Genomic DNA, 18,209 nt, shown 5'->3' with positions numbered 1-18,209 from the left:
ACGAACCCGGGGATGATCCGATGACGCTGGACAACAAGGTGGAAACCTACAACGACAAGGTCGTCATGCAATTCGCAGTGATGACGGTCGTCTGGGGCCTGGTGGGCATGACGGTCGGCGTGCTGATCGCCGCCCAGCTCTACTGGCCCTCGCTCAACTTCGACACCGCCTGGCTGAGCTTCGGCCGCCTGCGGCCCCTGCACACCAACGCCGTGATCTTCGCCTTCGGCGGCTGCGCGCTGATGTCGACCAGCCTCTACGTGGTCCAGCGCACCTGCCACGTCCGGCTGATCAGCGACAAGCTGGCGGCGTTCACGTTCTGGGGCTGGCAGGCGGTGATCCTGGCCGCGGCCATCTCGCTGCCGCTGGGCTACACCCAGGGCAAGGAGTACGCCGAGCTGGCCTGGCCGATCGACATCCTGATCACCCTGGTCTGGGTCGCCTACGGCATCGTCTTCTTCGGCACCATCGCCAAGCGCCGGGTGAGCCACATCTTCGTGGCCAACTGGTTCTACGGCGCGTTCATCATCGCGGTGGCGCTGCTGCACATCGTCAACTCGCTGGCCATCCCCGCCGGCCTGATGCACAGCTACCCGCTCTATTCGGGCGCGGTCGATGCGATGGTGCAGTGGTGGTACGGCCACAACGCCGTCGGTTTCTTCCTGACCGCCGGCTTCCTCGGAATGATGTATTACTTCGTGCCGCGCCGCGCCGGCCGCCCGATCTACAGCTACCGGCTCTCGATCGTGCACTTCTGGGCGCTGATCGCCATCTACATGTGGGCCGGCCCGCACCACCTGCACTACACCGCCCTGCCCGACTGGGTGCAGAGCGTGGGCATGGTGTTCTCGCTGATCCTGCTGGCCCCCAGCTGGGGCGGCGCCATCAACGGCGTGATGACGCTCTCGGGCGCCTGGCACAAGCTGCGCACCGATCCGATCATCAAGTTCCTGATCGTCGCCATCTCGTTCTACATGATGAGCACGTTCGAAGGGCCGATGATGTCGATCAAGACCGTCAACGCGCTCAGCCACTACACCGACTGGACCATCGGCCACGTGCACTCCGGCGCGCTGGGCTGGGTGGCCATGATCTCGATCGGCTCGATCTACATGGTGATCCCGCGCTGCCTGGGCCTGAAGGAAATGGCCTCGGTCAAGCTCATCGACCTGCACTTCTGGGTGCACACGATCGGCGTGGTGCTGTACGCGGCCTCGATGTGGATCGCCGGCATCGGCCAGGGCCTGATGGCGCGCGCCTCCAACGCCGACGGCACGCTGACCTACGCCTTCGTCGAGATCGTCAAGTTCAACTACCCCTACTACATGATCCGCTTCATCGGCGGCGTGCTGGTGGTGGCCGGCATGGTGATGATGGCGGTGAACATGTGGCGCACGTTCCAGCAGGCCAAGGGCCTGGTGGCCGCCCCGGTGCTGCCCGCCGCCCCCGAAGCCAGCCACGCCTGAGGACCCGACATGAGCCACGAGAAACTCGAGACCAACATTGGCTGGATGGCGATCCTGATCGCCGTCGTCATTTCCTTCGGCGGCCTGGCCGAGATCGTCCCGCTGATGTACCAGGCCGAGACGGTGAAGCCGCTGCCGGGCGTCAAGCCCTATCCGCCGCTGGAGCTGGCCGGCCGCGACATCTACGTCCGCGAGGGCTGCTACAACTGCCACTCGCAGATGGTACGCACGCTGCGCCACGAGACCGAGCGCTACGGCCACTACTCGCTGGCCGGTGAGTCGGTGTACGACCGCCCGTTCCAGTGGGGCAGCAAGCGCACCGGCCCGGACCTGGCCCGCATCGGCGGCCGCTACTCCGACGACTGGCACCGCGTGCACCTGACCAATCCGCGCGACGTGGTGCCGGTGTCGAACATGCCCGCCTACCCGTGGCTGGCCGGGACCCCGGTGGACCCGGGCGCGGTGGCGCGCAACATGCGCGCGCTGCAGCGCATCGGCGACCCGTATACCGACGAGGAGATCGACGGCGCCGCCGCCGCGGTCGCCGGCAAGACCGAACTCGATGCGCTCATCGCCTACCTCCAGGGCCTGGGCAAGCACGCACCGAAGGGGTGACCGACATGCTTTCAGGAATCCTCACCGTACTCGCGCTGGTCGCCTTCGTCGGCGGCGCCGCCTACGTGTACAGCGCCAAGCGCAAGCCCGAATTCGATGCGGCCTCCCGCATTCCCCTTGATGAAGACCAGAGCGAGAACACCCCATGACGACCGGCTGGTCCCTCTACGTCATCTTCCTCGTGGTCCTGAACATCGTGGCCACCACCTGGCTGCTGTGGTGGACGGCGCGCAAGCGCAAGTCCGACGGCAACAAGGACGCCGAAACCACCGGCCACGTCTGGGACGGTGACCTCACCGAGTACAACAAGCCGCTGCCCAAGTGGTGGATCAACCTGTTCTACCTGACCATCATCTATTCGGTCGGCTACCTCATCTGGTATCCGGGCATGGGCAACTTCGCCGGCACTTCGGGCTGGACCTCGGCGGGCGAGCACGACGCCGACAAGGCCGAGGCCGACAAGAAGCTGGCGGATGCCTTCAGCCGCTTCGACGGCATGGCGATCGACCAGATCGCCAAGGACCCGGCCGCGGTCGCGTTCGGTGCCAGCCTGTTCGCCAACCACTGCGCCATGTGCCACGGTTCGGACGCACGCGGCGCCAAGGGCTTCCCCAACCTCACCGACGCCGACTGGCAGTGGGGCGGTTCGCCCGACGATATCCTCACCACCATCCTGCACGGCCGCCAGGCGGCGATGCCGGCCCTGGCCCCGGCCATCGGCGGCGACGTCGGCGTCACCGAGGTCGCGGCCTACGTGCAGAGCCTGTCGGGCATCAAGGCCGACCCGGCCCTGGCCGCGGCCGGCAAGGCGCGGTTCGCCGGCGTCTGCGCGGCCTGCCACGGGGTCGAAGGCAAGGGCAATACCGCCCTGGGCGCGCCCAATCTCACCGACGACGCCTGGCTGTACGGCAGCGACTTCAACGCCATCCGCGAGGCCGTCACCCTGGGCCACAACGGCATGATGCCGGCGCACCTGCCGATCATCGGCGAGACCCGCACCCGCCTGGCCGCCGCCTACGTCTGGTCGCTGTCGCACGGCGAGGCCGCCGCGGCCGCCGAACCGCCGCAGGCGCCATGAGGGTCGAGGCCGAACGCGGCTTCGACCATCCGCCCCGGCCGCTGGCGCAGCGGCTCGGGGCGATCCTGTGGCCGAGCTTCTTCGCCGCGGGCGTGGCGACGATGGTGTTCTTCGCCTTCGTCGACCCGCTGCAGCTGCGCGACCTGACCTTCCCGGGGCTGGAGATCAGCCGCGGCATGGGCTACACCCTCGGCTTCTTCACCTTCTGGGCGTGCACGGCCAGCTCGAGCCTGTTCACCTGGATCCTGCTGCGTCCGGCCAGCCGCTTCAACCGCCCGCTGCCGAAGGACTGAACGATGGCCGGCAAGATTCCCGTCGAACTGGTGGACGAGGTCGGGCTCTACGTCTCCGAGCGCAAGGTCTACCCGCGCGAGCAGGGCGGTTTCTTCCAGACCCTGCGCAAGGCCGCCGTGTTCTGGCTGCTGGGCATGTACTACGGCTTCGCCTGGCTGCAGTGGGACGACCGCCAGGCGGTGCTGTTCGACCTGCCGGCGCGCAAGTTCTACGTGTTCGGGCTCAGCTTCTGGCCGCAGGACTTCTTCTACCTGGCCCTGCTGCTGATCATGGCGGGCCTGACGCTGTTCTTCTTCACCGCCCTCGCCGGCCGGCTCTGGTGTGGCTACGCCTGCCCGCAGACGGTGTGGACGGAAGTCTTCATCTGGATGGAGCGCTGGACCGAGGGCGACCGCAACAAGCGGATGAAGCTCGACGCCGCGCCCTGGAGCCGCGACAAGCTGCTGCGCAAGGGCAGCAAGCACGTGCTGTGGCTGGTGTTCGCGCTGTGGACCGGCTTCACCTTCGTCGGCTACTTCACCCCGATCCGCGACCTGGCGATGCGCCTGGTGCCGTTCGAATGGGGCGGCTGGGAAGTGTTCTGGGTGCTGTTCTACTCGCTGGCCACCTGGGGCAACGCCGGCGTGCTGCGCGAGCAGGTGTGCAAGTACATGTGCCCGTACGCGCGCTTCCAGAGCGCGATGTTCGACCGCAACACCCTGATCATCGCCTATGACCCGATGCGCGGCGAGCCGCGCGGCGCCCGCAAGAAGAGCGCCCTGGCCAGCGTGCTGCAGCGCGCCCGCGGCCTGCTGCCGATGGACGTGGCCACCAGCGCGGTGGTGCACGCGGCCCAGCATCGCAGCGCCGCCGACCTCAACGCCGGCGCCCGCGCCACCACCGGCCTGGTGGTGGACGCGCAGGAAGGCCTGCCGCCGCCGCCCGTGGTGGCGACGCCCGAGGACCTGGGCGACTGCATCGACTGCACCATCTGCGTGCAGGTCTGCCCGACCGGCATCGACATCCGCAACGGCCTGCAGTACGAGTGCATCGCCTGCGGTGCCTGCGTGGACGCCTGCGATTCGGTGATGGACAAGATGGGCTATCCGCGCGGCCTGATCCGCAACACCACCCAGAACGCGCTCGACGGCAAGCCTTCGCGCATCCTGCGGCCGCGCATCATCGTCTACGGCACCCTGCTGCTCCTGCTGCTGGTGGGCTTCGGCGTGGGCATCGCCACGCGCACGCCGATGCTGCTGGACGTGATCCGCGACCGCAACGCGCTCTACCGCGTGGCCGCCGACGGCAGCATCGAGAACGGCTACCTGCTGCGCATCGTCAACAAGGAAGACCGCCCGCACGTGTTCACCGTCCGCATCGAGGGCGCGCCCTCGATCGTCCTGGTCGAGGCCGGCGCCACCCACGCCGCCGCCGCCGAGGAAGTGCTGACGGTGCCGGTGACGCTGCGCGCCCCGGCCGGCAGCGTGACCGGCCGCGCCGACCTGCGCTTCGTGGTCGACAGCGATGCCGAGGGCGTGCAGGCTGTCGAGGAAACCCGCTTCTTCGGCCCGAGCCCATGACCGACGCGCCCCCGCGCCAGTGGCACCGCAACCCGGTGGCCTGGCTGATGATCGCCATTCCCGCCGCCACCGTCGTCGCCGGCTTCTGGACCCTTTGGCTGGCCGCCAGCGAAAGCGGCGTGGATAGCCACCCGGACAAGGTGCGGCGCACCGCGCAGGTGCAGGTCACCTCGCTGGCGCCGGATGAAGCGGCGGCCAGGCTGGGCCTGAGCGCCGAGCTCGTGGTCGGTGCGGACGGCGTGCTGGTGCAGGTGCTGCCCGCGTCCGGGCCGGTGGCGCCGCGGCTGCAGCTGGTGCATCCGATCGAGTCGAGCCTGGACCGCGAGCTGGTGCTGTCGCCGCATCCGCGCGGCTGGCAGTCGCCCGGGCCGCTGGTAGGCAAGGAGGCCTGGCACCTGCGCCTGGTCGCCGCCGACGGCAGCTGGCGCCTGGTCGGTCGCTATCGCCCCGGCGACACCGCGGTCCGGCTGGAGCCCGCGGTCAGCGCCGAATGAACCCTGCGGCCGGCAGCGCCTGCTTCCACTGCGGCGAGCCCCTTCCCCCCGATCCTCCCCGCGTCATCGTCGCCGCTGAATCGCGGGCGGTGTGCTGCCACGGCTGCGGCGCCGCCGCGCAGTGGATCGCCGACGCCGGCCTGGACGACTACTACCGCCTGCGCAGCCAGGACGGCGCGCGCGTGGACGAGGATGCCGCCGACTTCGGCAGCTGGGACCGCGCCGACGTGCAGGCCGGCCACGTGGTGCAGACCGACGCGGGCCGGCAGATCACCGTGGTGGTCGAGGGCATGCGCTGCGCCGCCTGCGCCTGGCTGATCGACCGCGCCCTGGTGCGCGAGCCCGGCGTGGTCGAGGTCGGCGCCAATGCCATCACCGGACGCGTCCGCATCGGCTGGGACCCCGTGCGCACGCCGCTGTCGCGGCTGCTGTCGCGACTGGCCGCGCTGGGCTACCGCCCGCACCTGGCCCAGGGCGAAGCCGCCGAGCGCGAGCGCCGGCGCGAGCGCAACCGGCTGATCGCACGCCTGGGCGTGGCGGTGCTGGGCGCCACCCAGGCGATGATGTTCGCCGAAGCGCTGTACCTCGACACCGCCAACGAAATGGCGCCGGCCACCCGCGACTTCTTCCGCTGGATCACCTTCCTGGTCTCGACGCCGGTGGTGTTCTTCTCCGGCTGGCCGTTCCTGGCCGGCATGGCGGTGGAGCTGCGCCACCGGCGGCCCGGCATGGACACGCTGGTGGCGAGTTCGGTGCTGCTGGCCTATTTCGCCAGCCTGTTCGAGACGCTGCGCGCCGGGCGGCACGTCTGGTACGACGCGGCGGTGATGTTCGTGCTGTTCCTGCTGGCCGCGCGCTTCCTGGAGCTGATGGCGCGGCGCCAGGCCAGCGCGCGGCTCGACACCCTGGCGCGGGCGCAGCCGGCCCTGGCCTGGCGCCGCAGCGGCGATGGCCGCGAGCAGGTGCCGGTGGCCGCCCTGCAGCCCGGCGACGTGGTGCTGGTGGGCGTGGGCGAAGCCGTGCCCGCCGACGGCGAACTGCTGGAGGCCGCGGCCTCCTTCGACGAATCGCTGCTCACCGGTGAATCGGTATCGGTGGCGCGCCAGCCCGGTGACGCGCTTTATGCCGGCAGCGTCTGCCGCGAACAGGCCGCGGCGCTGCAGGTGCAGCGGACCGGCAGCGACACCCGCCTGTCCCAGCTCACGCGCGCGGTGGAGCAGGCCCAGGCGCAGCGGCCGCGGGTGGCGCGGCTAGCCGATGCGGTGGCCACGCGCTTCGTGTCGGCACTGTTCCTGGTGGCGGCGCTGGTGTTCTTCGCGTGGTGGCAGTTCGCACCCGAGCGGGCCTTCGAAGTGGCGCTGGCGGTGCTGGTGGTCAGCTGCCCCTGCGCGCTGTCGCTGGCGGTGCCCGCCGCGCTCGCCACCGCCCACGGCACGCTGGCGCGGATGGGCGTGCTGGCGCTGGGCGCCGATGCGCTGGAATCACTGGCGCGCGCCGACACCGTGGTGATGGACAAGACCGGCACGCTGAGCACCGGCCGTCCGGTGCTGGCCAGCGCCGACGCCCTGGACGGCGGCGACCCCGCGCACTGGCTCGCGGTCGCCGCCGCACTGGAACAGGATGCCGGCCACCCGATCGCCGCCGCCTTCGCCCGGCGCGACGTGGCGCCGGCCACCGCGGTGCGCGCCTGGCCGGGCCTCGGCATCGAGGGCGTGGTGGACGGCGAGCACCATCGCCTGGGCCGCGCCGACTTCGCCGCGGGCCGCGAGGATGACGGCGCGCTCTGGCTGGGCGACGGCCGCCGCGGCCTCGCCCGCTTCACCCTGGCCGACCCGCTGCGCGCCGATGCCGGCGACGCCATCGCGGCGCTGCGCGCGCTGGGCGTGGCGCCGCGCATCCTCAGCGGCGACGGCGTCGCCGCCGTGGCCGCCGCCGCGCAGGCGCTGGGCGTCGAAGCCCACGCCGCCCGCCAGTCGCCCGAACAAAAGCTCGCGGCCGTGCGCGCCCTGCAGGCCGACGGGCACCGCGTGCTGATGCTCGGCGACGGCATCAACGACGCGCCGGTGCTCGCCGGCGCCGACGTCTCGATGGCGATGGCCGACGGCGCCCCGCTGGCGCACCGGGCCGCCGACCTGGTGCTCACCGGGTCCTCCCTGGTGCGCGTGCCGCAGGCGATCGTGCTGGCGCGCCGCACGCAGCGCGTGATCCGGCAGAACCTGGGCTGGGCCCTGGCCTACAATCTGGTGGCCCTGCCCTTCGCGGCGCTGGGTTGGGTGACGCCGGGACTGGCCGCGCTGGGCATGGCGGCGTCGTCGCTGGTGGTCACCGCCAATGCGCTGCGGCTGGGCCGCTTCGAGGAATCCGCGCGATGAACATCCTGCTGGCGCTCGTCCCGATCTCGCTGCTGTTGCTGCTGGTCGCGATCGCGGCCTTCCTGTGGGCGGTGCGGCGCGGCCAGTTCGACGACCTGGACACGCCGTCGCTCGACATCCTGGGCGACGACGAGCGGCCCGCGCCACGGCGCGACGCCGCACGTGTCGATCCGGCGCGGCCCGATCCCGAACGCACCGCACCGAAGCGCGCCGATTCGAAGCGCAGCGAAACGCTCCCCCGGGATAATGCACGCAACGACGACCCCGCGCCGCCCGACCGGGACCCGTGATGCCGGTCGACCTCACCGTCCTTGCCGCGGCACTGCTCACCGGCCTGCTCGGCGGGCTGCATTGCGCGGCCATGTGCGGCGGCATCGCCACCGGCCTCGCGGCGTCGCTGCCCAAGCCGGGACTCGGCCCCGCCTTCGCGCTCAACGGGGGCCGGCTGCTCGGCTACACGCTGGCGGGCGCCCTCGTCGGCGGTTTCGGCGGCGGCCTGCTGACGCTGGCGCGCTTCGATGGACTGGCCACCTCGTTGCGCGTGGCCATGGGCGGGGTGCTGCTGGTCGCGGCGCTGCGCTTGGTGTGGCCGGCGAAGCTGGGCTTCGTGGCGCGCGGCGGCCAGTGGTTCTGGCGGATGCTGCGGCCACTCCAGGCGCGCGTGGTGCCCGCGGCCGGCCCGATGCGTCCGTGGGTGCTGGGCCTGTTCTGGGGCTGGCTGCCCTGCGGCCTCTCGACAACGATGCTGGCCGCCGCCTGGCTGGAAGCGAGCGCGCTGCACGGCGCGCTGCTGATGCTCGCCTTCGGCACCGGCACGCTGGCCACGATGCTGCCGATCACGTGGACCGGCGGTCGCCTCGGCGGCCTTCTCCAGCATCGCCGCTGGCGCCTCGCCGGCGCCATCGTCATCGCCCTCGCCGGCGCGATCACGATGGCCGGCCCCTGGCTCGCCCGCCAGCCCGCCATCCACGACGTCCTCGTCGCCCTCGGCTGCCGCTCCCTCTGAATCACGCGCGCGTGGCGCACGACACGTGGCGTTCTGGCAGCGCCGCCCTGCAACGACGTAGTTCGCCGACCGCCACTCAACACGACGTCCTGTCCATTGAGTGGCGGCCGTTCCGGCTTCCTGCCTCCACTTCGTCGAACTACGTCGTCGCAGGACGGCGCCCCGACCGTCGATCGCACATCGGATGAAAATCAACAGAGGAAAGCGAAAGTCATGCGAGCGTTTCGCTCGTGGCCAGCTTGCCTCAACGAGGCGCCGTCGCTTGTGATCTTGCACGGCGCCAGCAAACGCCATTGCGCTGGCGTTTGCTCTTGCCCGTGCTCTTGCCCCTGCCTCTGCCCTTGACCTCCTTCCAATCTACTACCGGCGGTCGGGGCGACGCCCTGCGACGATAGGGTTCGACGAAGTGGAGGCAGGAGGCCGTAACGGCCGCCCTTCAATGGGCAGGACGCCGTGTTGAAGGGCGGGCGGCGAACCCTATCGTTGCAGGGCGGCGCTGCCGTAACGCCAAGCGCTGCCGTGACGTCAAGCGCTGCCGTAACGCCAAGCGCTTCCCTGGTACCAGGCGCCTCCGCGGAACCCAGCGCTGCCGCTAGGCCAGGCAATTCGTGCGCAAAGCGCACGCTGCCTCAGGGATGGGCGCGGTGGGCGGGCTTGGCCGGGCCGTGGACCATGGCGTCCAGGCGCGCCGGGTCGAGGATCTGCAGCTGGCGGCCGCGGACCGAGATGATGCCGTCTTCCTGCATCTTGGTCAGCGTGCGGCTGACCGTTTCGATGACCATGCCCAGGTAACTGGCGATGTCCTCCCGACTCATCGGCAGCATGAACTGGTCGCCCGGACGGCCCAGCAGCTTGTAGCGCTCCGACAGCCCATGCAGGAACAGCGCCAGCCGCTCCGGCGCCTGCCGGCGGCCCAGCATTTCCATGTGCGTCTGGTCCCGGTTGATGCCCTGCCCGATGATGCGCAGCAGCTGGTGCTGCAGGCCCGGCACCTTCGCGCACACGCCCTCGAGCTGCGTGAGCGGGATCTCGCAGACCGTGGCCCGGGTCAGCGCCTGCGCCTCGCAGGCGTGGTGGCCGCTGCCCAGCGCATCCAGGCCCATCAGCTCGCCGGGCAGGTGGAAACCGATCACCTGCACGTCGCCGTCCTGGTTGGTGGCCACCGTCTTGAACGCACCTTCGCGCGCCACGAACAGCGAGCCCAGGTGCTGGCCCGCCCGGAACAGGGTCTCGCCCTGCTCCAGCGGCCGCTTGTTGCGCACGATCTCGTCGAGCTGCTGCAGGTCGTCGCCGCCGATGCCGGCCGGCAGGCACAGCACGTGCAGCGAACACTGCGCGCAGCTCTTGCGCAGCCGGTCGAGGTCGACGACCTGGGCACTCATGGATCGCTTACTCCGCCGTCCAGCGCTTGAGCCAGTCGTTCACCACGTCGTGCCACTGCACGCTGTTGTGCGGCTTGAGGATCCAGTGGTTCTCGTCCGGATACACCAGCAGCTGGCTCTCGACGCCCTGGCGCTGCGCGGCGCTGAACGCCGCCAGGCCCTGCTCGACCAGCACGCGGTAGTCCTTCTGGCCGTGGATGACCAGCATCGGCGCCTTCCACTGGCCGACGTGGTTGCGCGGGTTGAACTGCTCGTAGTTCTCCGGGACCTGCGCCGGCGTGCCGCCGTTTTCCCACTCGCTGAACCACAGCTCCTCGGTGTTGAAGCCCATCATGCGGGTGTCGAAGACGCCGGCGTGGTTGACCAGGCACTTGAAGCCGTCCGGCCAGTTGCCGGCGATCCAGGCCACCATGTAGCCGCCGTAGCTGCCGCCCAGCGCGCAGGCGCGGTCGCCGTCGAGGAAGGCGTACTTCTCCTGGGCGAAGGCCCAGCCCTTCTTCAGGTCCTCGAGCGGCTTGCCGCCCCAGTCCTGCGAGATCGAGTCGGTGAAGGCCTGGCCGTAGCCGGTGGAGCCGTGGAAGTCGATCATCACCACCGCGAAGCCCTGGCCCGCGTAGGTCTGCGCGTTCCAGCGGTAGTGGAAGTTGTCGCCGAAGCTGCCCTGCGGGCCGCCGTGGATCAGGAAGGCGACCGGGTACTGCTTGCCTTCCTCGTAGCCCACCGGCTTGACCACGTAGCCGTAGACGGTCTCGTCGTTCCAGCCCTTGAAGCTGAACTGCTCGAATGCGCCGAAGGCGATGTCCTTGAGCGCTTCTTCGTTGGCGCGGGTGACCTGGCGCGCGGCACTGCCGTCGGCGCGGGCCACGAAGGCCTGGCCGGGGGTGTCGAGGTCGCTGACCACGTAGGCGAGGGTGTTGCCGACGAGGTCGTAGCCGGCCAGGGTGCCGCCCGGGACCACCTTGGTGGCTTCGCCGGTGGCGATCTCGACCCGGTACAGCGGGTGGGTGCCGACGTCGTCGGTGGTCGTGTAGAGGTACTTGCCGTCGGCGGACAGCGTCGCGTCACTGGCGGAGCGGTCCCAGCCGGGGGCGATCTCGCGGGCCTTGCCGGTGCGCAGGTCCATGGCCATCAGCGCCAGGCGGTCGGCCTCGAAGCCGGGGCGCTTCATCGCGCGGTAGTAGAGGGTCTTGCCGTCGGCGCTGAACACCGGGCCGGTGTCCATGGCCGGGTTGCCGGCGGTCAGGTTCTGGGGCGCCCGGCGGGCGTTCACCCAGACCCGGTGCAGGTCGAAGTTGGTCGACCAGGCCTCGCTGCGGTCGGCGGCGCGCACGCTGTAGACGATCGACTGGCCGTCCGGTGCCCAGGTGTACTCGCTGGCGTCGCCGAAGGGCTTGGAGGGGATGTCGCCCACGACGCTGGCGGCCAGCCGCACGGGCTCGCCGGTGGCCTTGCCGTCGGCGCCGAAGCGGGCAACGAACAGCTGGTTCACGCGGCCGTCCTGCCAGGTGTCCCAATGGCGGACGAAGAGCTTGTCGTAGACCACGCCGGTGGTCTTGGCGGCGGCGGTCTGCTCCAGTCGCGCCTGGGTGCAGGCCAGGTCGGCGCAGTCCGGGAACACTTCGAAGCTCACCGCCACCGAGCGGCCGTCGGGCGCGAGCTTGTAGCTGCCGATGTCGAGCGGGAAGTCGGTGACCTGGACCGCGTCGCCGCCGGCCACCGCCTGCTTCCAGAGCTGCTGCGAGCCGGACTGGGCGCTGAGGAAGTAGACCTGGGCGCCATCGGGCGAGAACGCCGGGCTGTTGACGCTCATGCCCTCGGCGGTGAAGCGGACCGGCGGCGCGGCGTCGCGGGCCAGCAGGTCCTCGATCCACAGGCCGGCGCTGGCCTTGTTGGCGGCGAAGTCGACCTCGCGCACCGCCACCACCAGCTTGCGGCCGTCGGGCGACAGGGTCGGCGAGGACACGCGGTCCAGGGTGACCATGTCGCGGGCATCGAAGGGACGGGCGGCCTGGCTGGCGGCGGGCAGCAGGGCCGGCAGCAGCAGGGCGATCAGGGCGGGACGCAGGGTCATCGGTTCGGCCTCCGGTGGCGAGACCCCCATGGTAGGCAGCCGGGCCGGGGGAAGCAAAGGCGACCTTGGTACAGGGATGGCTATACTCGGACCTTCACCCGACGGAGCCTGCCGTGAGCGCTGCCCAACCCCACGCCACCGACTTCCTTGGCCACCCCAAGGGCCTGTTCGTCTGCTTCTTCACCGAAATGTGGGAGCGCTTCTCCTTCTACGGCATGAAGGCGCTGCTGCTGCTTTACATCCTCAAGTACCACCTGTTCGCGGACGACGCCGGCTACGACCTGCTGGGCGCCTACGGTGGCCTGGTGTACGCGGTGCCGGTCATCGGCGGCCTGCTGGCCGACCGTTACCTGGGCATGCGCAAGGCCGTGGTGCTGGGCGGCGTGCTGCTGGTGCTGGGGCACATCGGCATGGCGTTCGAGGGCGAGCAGGCCCGGATCGTCGACGGCGTGGTGGTCCGGGACGAGGCGGCGCTGCAGGTGTTCTACCTGTCGCTGGCGCTGATCATCATGGGCGTGGGCTTCCTGAAGCCGAACATCTCGACCATCGTCGGCCGGCTTTACCCGAAGAACGACCCGCGCCTGGATTCGGGCTTCACGCTGTTCTATGCCGGCATCAACGTCGGCGCGATGTTCGCCAGCCTGGTCTGCGCCTTCCTGGGCGAGACCTACGGCTGGAAGTACGGCTTCGGCGCCGCCGGCATCGGCATGATCGCGGGCCTGGTGATGTTCATCTGGGGCCAGAAATACCTGCTTGGCCACGCCGAGCCGAACGATCCGGCGCTACTGCGCGAGAAGGTCGGGCCGCTCTCGCGCGAGTGGCTGATCTACCTGGGCAGCGTGGGCGGCGTGCTGCTGGTCTGGCAGCTGATCCAGCGCACCTGGACCGTGCACGGCGCGATGCACCTGATCGCGCTGGCCTTCGTTGGCTGGTTCATCTGGTTCCTGGTCAAGAAGTGCAGCAAGGTCGAGCGCGAGCAGATGATCGCGCTGGTCGTGCTGATCGTCGGCGTGCTGGTGTTCTTCACCCTTTACGAGCAGACCTACGGCTCCTGGGTCACGTTCACCGACCGCATGCTCACCAAGGACCTGTTCGGGCAGGTGGCGGGGGACTACGTGCCGACGCTGCCGTGGGCGATCTATTCGCTCGGCCTGAGCCCGGTGCTGATGATCGCGGCCCTGATGGCGAGCGACAAAGGCCGGGACGGGCTGGCCAAGGGCCTGGTCGGGCTGCTGGTGCTGGGCCTGGTGGTGGCGATCACGCACGACGTGGTGCTGGTGCCGCAGACGGCCGGTTCGCTGACCTTCCTGGGTGCGTTCTTCATCGTGATCCTGTCGCCTGTGTTTGCGTGGCTGTGGCCGTGGCTGGAGAAGCGGGGCATGAATCCGAGCAAGCCGGCCAAGATGGCGATCGGGCTGGTGGCGGCCGGGCTGGCATTCCTGCCGATGATCGCCGCCGCGGACGCGGCGTCGAGTGGGGTCATGGCCAGCGTGTGGTGGCTGGTGTTGGCCTACTTCATCCTGGAGATCGGCGAGATGTGTCTGTCGCCGATCGGTCTGTCGGCGGTCACGCAGCTGTCGGTGGCGCGGGTGGTCGGGCTGATGATGGGTGCGTTCTGGCTGGCGACGGCCTATTCGGAGGTACTGGCGGCGCAGTTCGGCAAGCTGGCGTCGATCGATCGGGTGGAGGGCCAGGCGATCGACATGGCGCAGGCGGGGGCGACCTACTCGCATCTGTTCGAGATCATGCTGTGGGTGGGCGTCGGTTCGGGCCTGCTGTTCCTGGTGCTCTCGCCGCTGGTCAAGCGCTGGATGCACGGCATCAAGTAAAGCGGGGCCGGCCTCGGGTTCCGGGGCCGGCGACGACCTCGCCCGCGCCGGTGCTGGCGACTCCGCGAAGTGTCGGGACCGGCGATACCGCGAATTGTCGGGACCGGCGATACCGCGAAGTGCGAAGGCACTTTCTGCTCGGACGGCCTTTTATCTCCCAGAAAGTGCCTTCGCACTTCGCGGCATCTCCGGTGGGGGTCGATTGGAGGCCCCGCGGAAGGCCCGTGGCGGCGCGCTGCGATGCTTACGCGTGGGTGATCCGGACCAAGGCTGGGCATCTTTCTTGCGGATCCGGTGGGCTAAGCAGATCCAGGCACGGGCCGGGTCTTGGCCTATCTCGGCGTGTCCCTTCGGACACTGGAAGGGGCGCCTTGGCCAGCGTGGAAGGTCGCTAGTGCGGGAGTCCTCGCCGCCCGGCGGCGGGTGTGGTTTCGGTGCAAGGGTAAAGAGCCGCATCCGGCGTTCGTCGACAGGGGCGGCTTTGGCCGGACCGGGCTCGCTCGCGTGACCTGCGGGAAGACCCCAGTGGAACCGTCCATCGAAACTGCCCCGATCGGGACGGTCAGGGTGGATGGGCGCAATGAACGTGCCGCTGCCAACCGACGAGGCAGATAGTCCTCCCGGCGACCCACGAAATCACGAGCTGCCACGCGGCTTTTCGCCTTGCCCCCTCCCCCGCCGCCGGGCGGCGAGGCCTCGCACGCTGGCCACCTTCCACGCTGGCCCCGAAGCCCCTTCCAGTGTCCGAAGGGACACGCCGCGATAGGCCGTGCCCCACCCTCGGGCCTCGACCTGTTCAGCCCACCGGATCCGCAAGAAAAATGCTCGGCCTCGGTCCGGACCGTCCACGCGTAAGCATCGGAGCGCGCCGCCGCGGGCCTTCCGTTGGGCGACAGGAACGCCGCCACCGCCGGTGCCGCGAAGTGCGAGGGCACTTTCTGGGAGATAAAAGGCTTCACCGAGCAGAAAGTGCCCTCGCACTTCGCGGTGCCGGCGGTCACGACCGTCACGGCGGTCCCGACCATCACGGCGGTACCGAAGTCACGGTGGTCCCGATGACCCCAAAAGGAAACGGCGCCCGAAGGCGCCGTTTACAGGGGTGGACCACCGGCCGGCTTAGTTCGCCGTGCTGGCCTGGCGCTCGGTCTCGACGTCGCCGACCTCGACCGAGCCGCCGATGTGGCGGCCGAAGAAGGCCAGCATCCGGGTGTACAGGTCGACGTTGTTCTCGAGCTTGTAGAAGCCGTGCATCTCGCCCGACGCGATGATCATGTCCTCGGGCTTGTTGCCGGCCTTCTCAAGCGCCGCGAACATCGCCTCGGTGTGCTCCGGCGGGCAGCGCGGGTCACGGGCACCCGCGGCCAGCATCACCGGCACCTTGATCCGATCGGCGTAGGTGATGGGCGACATCGCGTCCTGCTCGGCGCGGGTGGCGCCGAAGGCGCGCGAGAGATAGCGCATGCCGCCGTCGCTCTTGCTGGTGTCGCTGAGCTTCATCTGGATCTGCGCGTCGTACATGCCAACGTAGCCGAACGCACAGCTGAACAGGTCCGGCGCACGCGCCGGCGCCATCAGCGAGGCGTAGCCACCGAAGCTGCCGCCGTAGATGCAGATGCGGTTGGCGTCGGCGACGCCGTCCTGGATCGCCCAGTTCGTGCCGTCGATGATGTCGTTCATGATGCCGGTGTGCCACTGGCCGTAGGCCATGTCCTGGAAGGCCTTGCCGAAGCCGCCCGAGCCGCGGAAGTTGATCTGCAGCACCGCGTAGCCGCGGCTGGCGAACAGCTGCGTCTCGCCGTTGTAGCCCCAGTTGTCACGCGGACCCATCGGGCCGCCGTGCGGCATCACGATCATCGGCAGCTTCTTGCCCGCGCTGTCCTTGGGCAGGGTCAGGTAGCCGTGGATGGTCAGGCCGTCGCGCGACTTGAAGTTGAACGGACGGATGCTGGCCGACTGGCTCGGATCGATCCAGTCGCGGCTCTTGAGCAGGAACCGGGCCTTGCCCGAAGTGCGGTCGAAGAGGTACAGCTCGCCCGGGTTCTTGTCGCTGTAGACCGAGACGATGATCTGCTTGCCGTCGCGGGTAGCGCTGGAGAAGTTGACCATCTGGCCCGGGAACGCGCCGGCCAGCGACGCGTACAGCTGGGCGTCGGGATGCTCTTCGTTGACCAGGGTGACGCGCGGCGCACCGGCTTCGGTGACCACGGCCAGCACGGTCTCGTCGGTCGGCGAGCTGATCCAGTTCGAGACCTCGGAGACCTCGTCCTTGAACACCTGGCGGAACTCGCCGGTGCTGGCGTCGAGCGTGCCGAAGGCCGGCGGGGCCTTGCCGTCGTCGGCCATCGCGTAGATGGTGCCGCTCTTGTCGGTGCCCATCACGCGCAGCTGCTTGCCGCCGCGCTCGCCGTTGTTGACCAGGCTCCAGGAGCCGTCGTCATTGCGGCGATGCAGCTCGGACGACGGGTCGTAGCGACCCTGGTCGTCGGTCTGGTCGTAGCAGACGGCGTAACGGACTTCCTTCTTCTCGTCCAGCACCAGGCCGCAGTTCTCGCGCGGCGCGCGGCCGAGCGACTTGCGGGAGCCGGAGACGGTGTCGACCATGAACACCTCGGTGCCGGCGCCTTCGTTGCTGCGCGGGTAGCTCGCCTGCATCAGCACGTTGCGCGGATCGTCGATCAGCGGGTCGAGCATGCTGAAGCTCTGGTTGCCCACGGTCTTGCGCTGCTCGGTGACGCCGCGGCTGCCGTAGAAGATGAAAGCCTCGGGCTTGGTGCCGTCGGCGTTCACGGCGAACCACTCGCCGGTGCCGAACGGCGCGGCGAAGCCGCCGAACTTGCGGATGGCGGTGAACACCAGGCGGTCGTCGCCGATCCAGCGGATGCCGGCGGCCGACTTGTTGTCGGGCAGCTGGTTGATCTTCATCACGCTCAGGTCGGACATGCGCAGCACGGTGACCACGTCCTGTTCGCCGCGGTCCACCAGCAGGGCCAGGTAGTCACCGCCCGGCGAGATGCGGGCGCTGGAATAGACGGGCTGGCGGACGAAGTCTTCGACCGGCGGAAGCTCCGCGGCGTGGCTGCTTGCGGCCAACAGGCCGATCATCGCAATTGCGGTTTTCATGGTACTCCCCAGGAATCAGTGCGCGGTGTTGCGGCTTGGTCCGGTCTTCGGCCGGCATCGGATGGGCAGCGCCAGGTGCTTCGACGCGACCCCACCCCCGAAGGTTAGGTCGCGCGCCCGGCGGCTGCAAGTTCATCCAGCACGTCCGACAGTCCCTCACGCCAGTCACCAAGGTGAAGGCCGAAGTCCCGCGTGAACGCGCTGGAGTCGAGCCTTGAATAAGCCGGGCGGCGGGCGCGGGTCGGGTACTGGTCGCTGGTGATCGCCTCCAGCCCCGGCGCGGCGGGCAGCAGGCCGCGGGCCACGGCGCCCTCGAAGATGGCCGCGGCGAACCCGTGCCAGCTGCATTCGCCGTCGGCCGCGAGGTGCCAGGTGCCGCTGGCCTCCGGCGCCGTCGCCAGGCTGCCGGCGATGGCTGCGGCGATGCGATGGGCGGCGGTGGGCGCGCCGACCTGGTCGGCCACCACGCGCAGGTGGCCGCGTTCACGCGCCAGCCGCAGCATGGTGAGCAGGAAATTGCCGCCGCGCGCGGCGTAGACCCAGCTCAGGCGCAGGATGCGGTGGCGGGCGCCGCTGGCGCGCACCGCTTCCTCGCCCTGCCATTTGCCCAGGCCGTAGGCCCCGAGCGGCGCCACCGGGTCCGATTCCCGCAGCGGGCGGCGGGCGCTGCCGTCGAAGACGTAGTCGGTGGACAGGTGCACCAGCGGGATGCCGGCCGCGGCGCAGGCGCGGGCCAGCTGGCCCGGGGCCTCGGCATTGATGCGGTGGGCCAGCGCGGGCTCGTCCTCGGCGCGGTCGACGGCGGTATAGGCCGCGGCATTGATGACCCAGTCCGGCGCGGTGGCTTCCACCAGCGCCGGCAGGCTGGCCGGGTCGGCGAAATCGGCCACGAGGCAGGCGCCGCCGTCGGGCAGCTGGCCGCT

General features: G+C 69.9%; 15 protein-coding genes. 11 read left to right on the top strand and 4 right to left on the bottom strand.

The window, feature by feature from the left end:
• The first annotated feature begins 20 nt into the window (after window positions 1-20).
• Genes ccoN through VFQ84_RS06890 form a run of 10 tightly spaced genes read left to right on the top strand, consistent with a single transcriptional unit; the run spans window position 21 to window position 8,884 of the window.
• A complete protein-coding gene (gene ccoN / locus VFQ84_RS06935; protein WP_325130589.1) occupies window positions 21-1,466 on the top strand; it encodes a cytochrome-c oxidase, cbb3-type subunit I in 1,446 nt (481 codons plus the stop codon).
• Between the two features lie 9 nt (window positions 1,467-1,475).
• On the top strand, window positions 1,476-2,081 hold the full coding sequence (ccoO, locus tag VFQ84_RS06930) for a cytochrome-c oxidase, cbb3-type subunit II (protein ID WP_325130587.1): 606 nt from the start codon (window positions 1,476-1,478) through the stop codon (window positions 2,079-2,081).
• Between the two features lie 5 nt (window positions 2,082-2,086).
• A complete protein-coding gene (locus tag VFQ84_RS06925) occupies window positions 2,087-2,230 on the top strand; it encodes a cbb3-type cytochrome c oxidase subunit 3 (protein ID WP_325130585.1) in 144 nt (47 codons plus the stop codon).
• Entirely contained in the window at window positions 2,227-3,159 is a 933-nt protein-coding gene (gene ccoP, locus VFQ84_RS06920; RefSeq protein ID WP_325130583.1) for a cytochrome-c oxidase, cbb3-type subunit III, read from the top strand. Before VFQ84_RS06925 ends, ccoP begins: the two co-directional genes overlap by 4 nt.
• Window positions 3,156-3,452 carry a hypothetical protein gene (locus VFQ84_RS06915; protein ID WP_325130581.1) on the top strand — a complete coding sequence of 99 codons (297 nt, stop codon included), beginning with the start codon at window positions 3,156-3,158 and terminating at the stop codon, window positions 3,450-3,452. The genes ccoP and VFQ84_RS06915 overlap by 4 nt, the downstream gene beginning before the upstream one ends.
• Window positions 3,453-3,455: 3 nt before the next feature.
• Window positions 3,456-5,012: a 4Fe-4S dicluster domain-containing protein gene (locus tag VFQ84_RS06910; protein ID WP_325130579.1), complete on the top strand. Its 1,557-nt coding sequence runs from the start codon at window positions 3,456-3,458 to the stop codon at window positions 5,010-5,012.
• Entirely contained in the window at window positions 5,009-5,506 is a 498-nt protein-coding gene (locus VFQ84_RS06905; RefSeq protein ID WP_325130577.1) for a FixH family protein, read from the top strand. The genes VFQ84_RS06910 and VFQ84_RS06905 overlap by 4 nt, the downstream gene beginning before the upstream one ends.
• Window positions 5,503-7,878 carry a heavy metal translocating P-type ATPase gene (locus tag VFQ84_RS06900; protein ID WP_325130576.1) on the top strand — a complete coding sequence of 792 codons (2,376 nt, stop codon included), beginning with the start codon at window positions 5,503-5,505 and terminating at the stop codon, window positions 7,876-7,878. The genes VFQ84_RS06905 and VFQ84_RS06900 overlap by 4 nt, the downstream gene beginning before the upstream one ends.
• A complete protein-coding gene (gene ccoS / locus VFQ84_RS06895) occupies window positions 7,875-8,168 on the top strand; it encodes a cbb3-type cytochrome oxidase assembly protein CcoS (RefSeq protein ID WP_325130575.1) in 294 nt (97 codons plus the stop codon). The genes VFQ84_RS06900 and ccoS overlap by 4 nt, the downstream gene beginning before the upstream one ends.
• A complete protein-coding gene (locus VFQ84_RS06890; protein WP_325130573.1) occupies window positions 8,168-8,884 on the top strand; it encodes a sulfite exporter TauE/SafE family protein in 717 nt (238 codons plus the stop codon). Before ccoS ends, VFQ84_RS06890 begins: the two co-directional genes overlap by 1 nt.
• A 629-nt stretch (window positions 8,885-9,513) precedes the next feature.
• Here VFQ84_RS06890 and VFQ84_RS06885 read toward each other — a convergent pair.
• The gene (locus VFQ84_RS06885) at window positions 9,514-10,266 is read right to left on the bottom strand and encodes a helix-turn-helix domain-containing protein (RefSeq protein WP_325130571.1); all 753 of its coding nucleotides are present in this window, start codon (window positions 10,264-10,266) and stop codon (window positions 9,514-9,516) included.
• A 7-nt stretch (window positions 10,267-10,273) separates the two neighbouring features.
• Window positions 10,274-12,337 carry a S9 family peptidase gene (locus VFQ84_RS06880; protein ID WP_325130569.1) on the bottom strand — a complete coding sequence of 688 codons (2,064 nt, stop codon included), beginning with the start codon at window positions 12,335-12,337 and terminating at the stop codon, window positions 10,274-10,276.
• Window positions 12,338-12,450: 113 nt separating this feature from the next.
• Between VFQ84_RS06880 and VFQ84_RS06875 the strand changes: the two genes are divergently transcribed.
• Window positions 12,451-14,166 carry an oligopeptide:H+ symporter gene (locus VFQ84_RS06875; protein ID WP_325130567.1) on the top strand — a complete coding sequence of 572 codons (1,716 nt, stop codon included), beginning with the start codon at window positions 12,451-12,453 and terminating at the stop codon, window positions 14,164-14,166.
• Between the two features lie 1,116 nt (window positions 14,167-15,282).
• Here the strand turns inward: VFQ84_RS06875 and VFQ84_RS06870 are convergent.
• Window positions 15,283-17,286 (bottom strand): S9 family peptidase, encoded by a 2,004-nt coding sequence (locus VFQ84_RS06870; protein ID WP_325130565.1) that lies wholly within the window; start codon window positions 17,284-17,286, stop codon window positions 15,283-15,285.
• Between the two features lie 104 nt (window positions 17,287-17,390).
• Window positions 17,391-18,209 (bottom strand): dTDP-4-dehydrorhamnose reductase (rfbD, locus tag VFQ84_RS06865; protein WP_325130564.1); only part of this gene is annotated, 819 nt, incomplete at its 5' end.

The organism is Arenimonas sp. (assembly GCF_035721105.1).
GTDB lineage: Bacteria > Pseudomonadota > Gammaproteobacteria > Xanthomonadales > Xanthomonadaceae > Arenimonas.
Note: the sequence above shows the minus strand (reverse complement) of the source record. Positions and strands in the feature narration are given on the sequence as shown.

What these genes read in the sequence shown, in the direction of transcription:
- ccoO (WP_325130587.1), top strand. Translation starts at nt 1,476, where the DNA reads ATGAGCCACGAGAAACTCGAGACCAACATTGGCTGGATGGCGATCCTG.
- VFQ84_RS06890 (WP_325130573.1), top strand. Translation starts at nt 8,168, where the DNA reads ATGCCGGTCGACCTCACCGTCCTTGCCGCGGCACTGCTCACCGGCCTG.
- VFQ84_RS06885 (WP_325130571.1), bottom strand. Translation starts at nt 10,266, where the DNA reads ATGAGTGCCCAGGTCGTCGACCTCGACCGGCTGCGCAAGAGCTGCGCG.
- VFQ84_RS06905 (WP_325130577.1), top strand. Translation starts at nt 5,009, where the DNA reads ATGACCGACGCGCCCCCGCGCCAGTGGCACCGCAACCCGGTGGCCTGG.
- VFQ84_RS06915 (WP_325130581.1), top strand. Translation starts at nt 3,156, where the DNA reads ATGAGGGTCGAGGCCGAACGCGGCTTCGACCATCCGCCCCGGCCGCTG.
- ccoP (WP_325130583.1), top strand. Translation starts at nt 2,227, where the DNA reads ATGACGACCGGCTGGTCCCTCTACGTCATCTTCCTCGTGGTCCTGAAC.
- VFQ84_RS06910 (WP_325130579.1), top strand. Translation starts at nt 3,456, where the DNA reads ATGGCCGGCAAGATTCCCGTCGAACTGGTGGACGAGGTCGGGCTCTAC.
- VFQ84_RS06900 (WP_325130576.1), top strand. Translation starts at nt 5,503, where the DNA reads ATGAACCCTGCGGCCGGCAGCGCCTGCTTCCACTGCGGCGAGCCCCTT.
- VFQ84_RS06870 (WP_325130565.1), bottom strand. Translation starts at nt 17,286, where the DNA reads ATGAAAACCGCAATTGCGATGATCGGCCTGTTGGCCGCAAGCAGCCAC.
- ccoS (WP_325130575.1), top strand. Translation starts at nt 7,875, where the DNA reads ATGAACATCCTGCTGGCGCTCGTCCCGATCTCGCTGCTGTTGCTGCTG.
- VFQ84_RS06925 (WP_325130585.1), top strand. Translation starts at nt 2,087, where the DNA reads ATGCTTTCAGGAATCCTCACCGTACTCGCGCTGGTCGCCTTCGTCGGC.
- ccoN (WP_325130589.1), top strand. Translation starts at nt 21, where the DNA reads ATGACGCTGGACAACAAGGTGGAAACCTACAACGACAAGGTCGTCATG.
- VFQ84_RS06880 (WP_325130569.1), bottom strand. Translation starts at nt 12,337, where the DNA reads ATGACCCTGCGTCCCGCCCTGATCGCCCTGCTGCTGCCGGCCCTGCTG.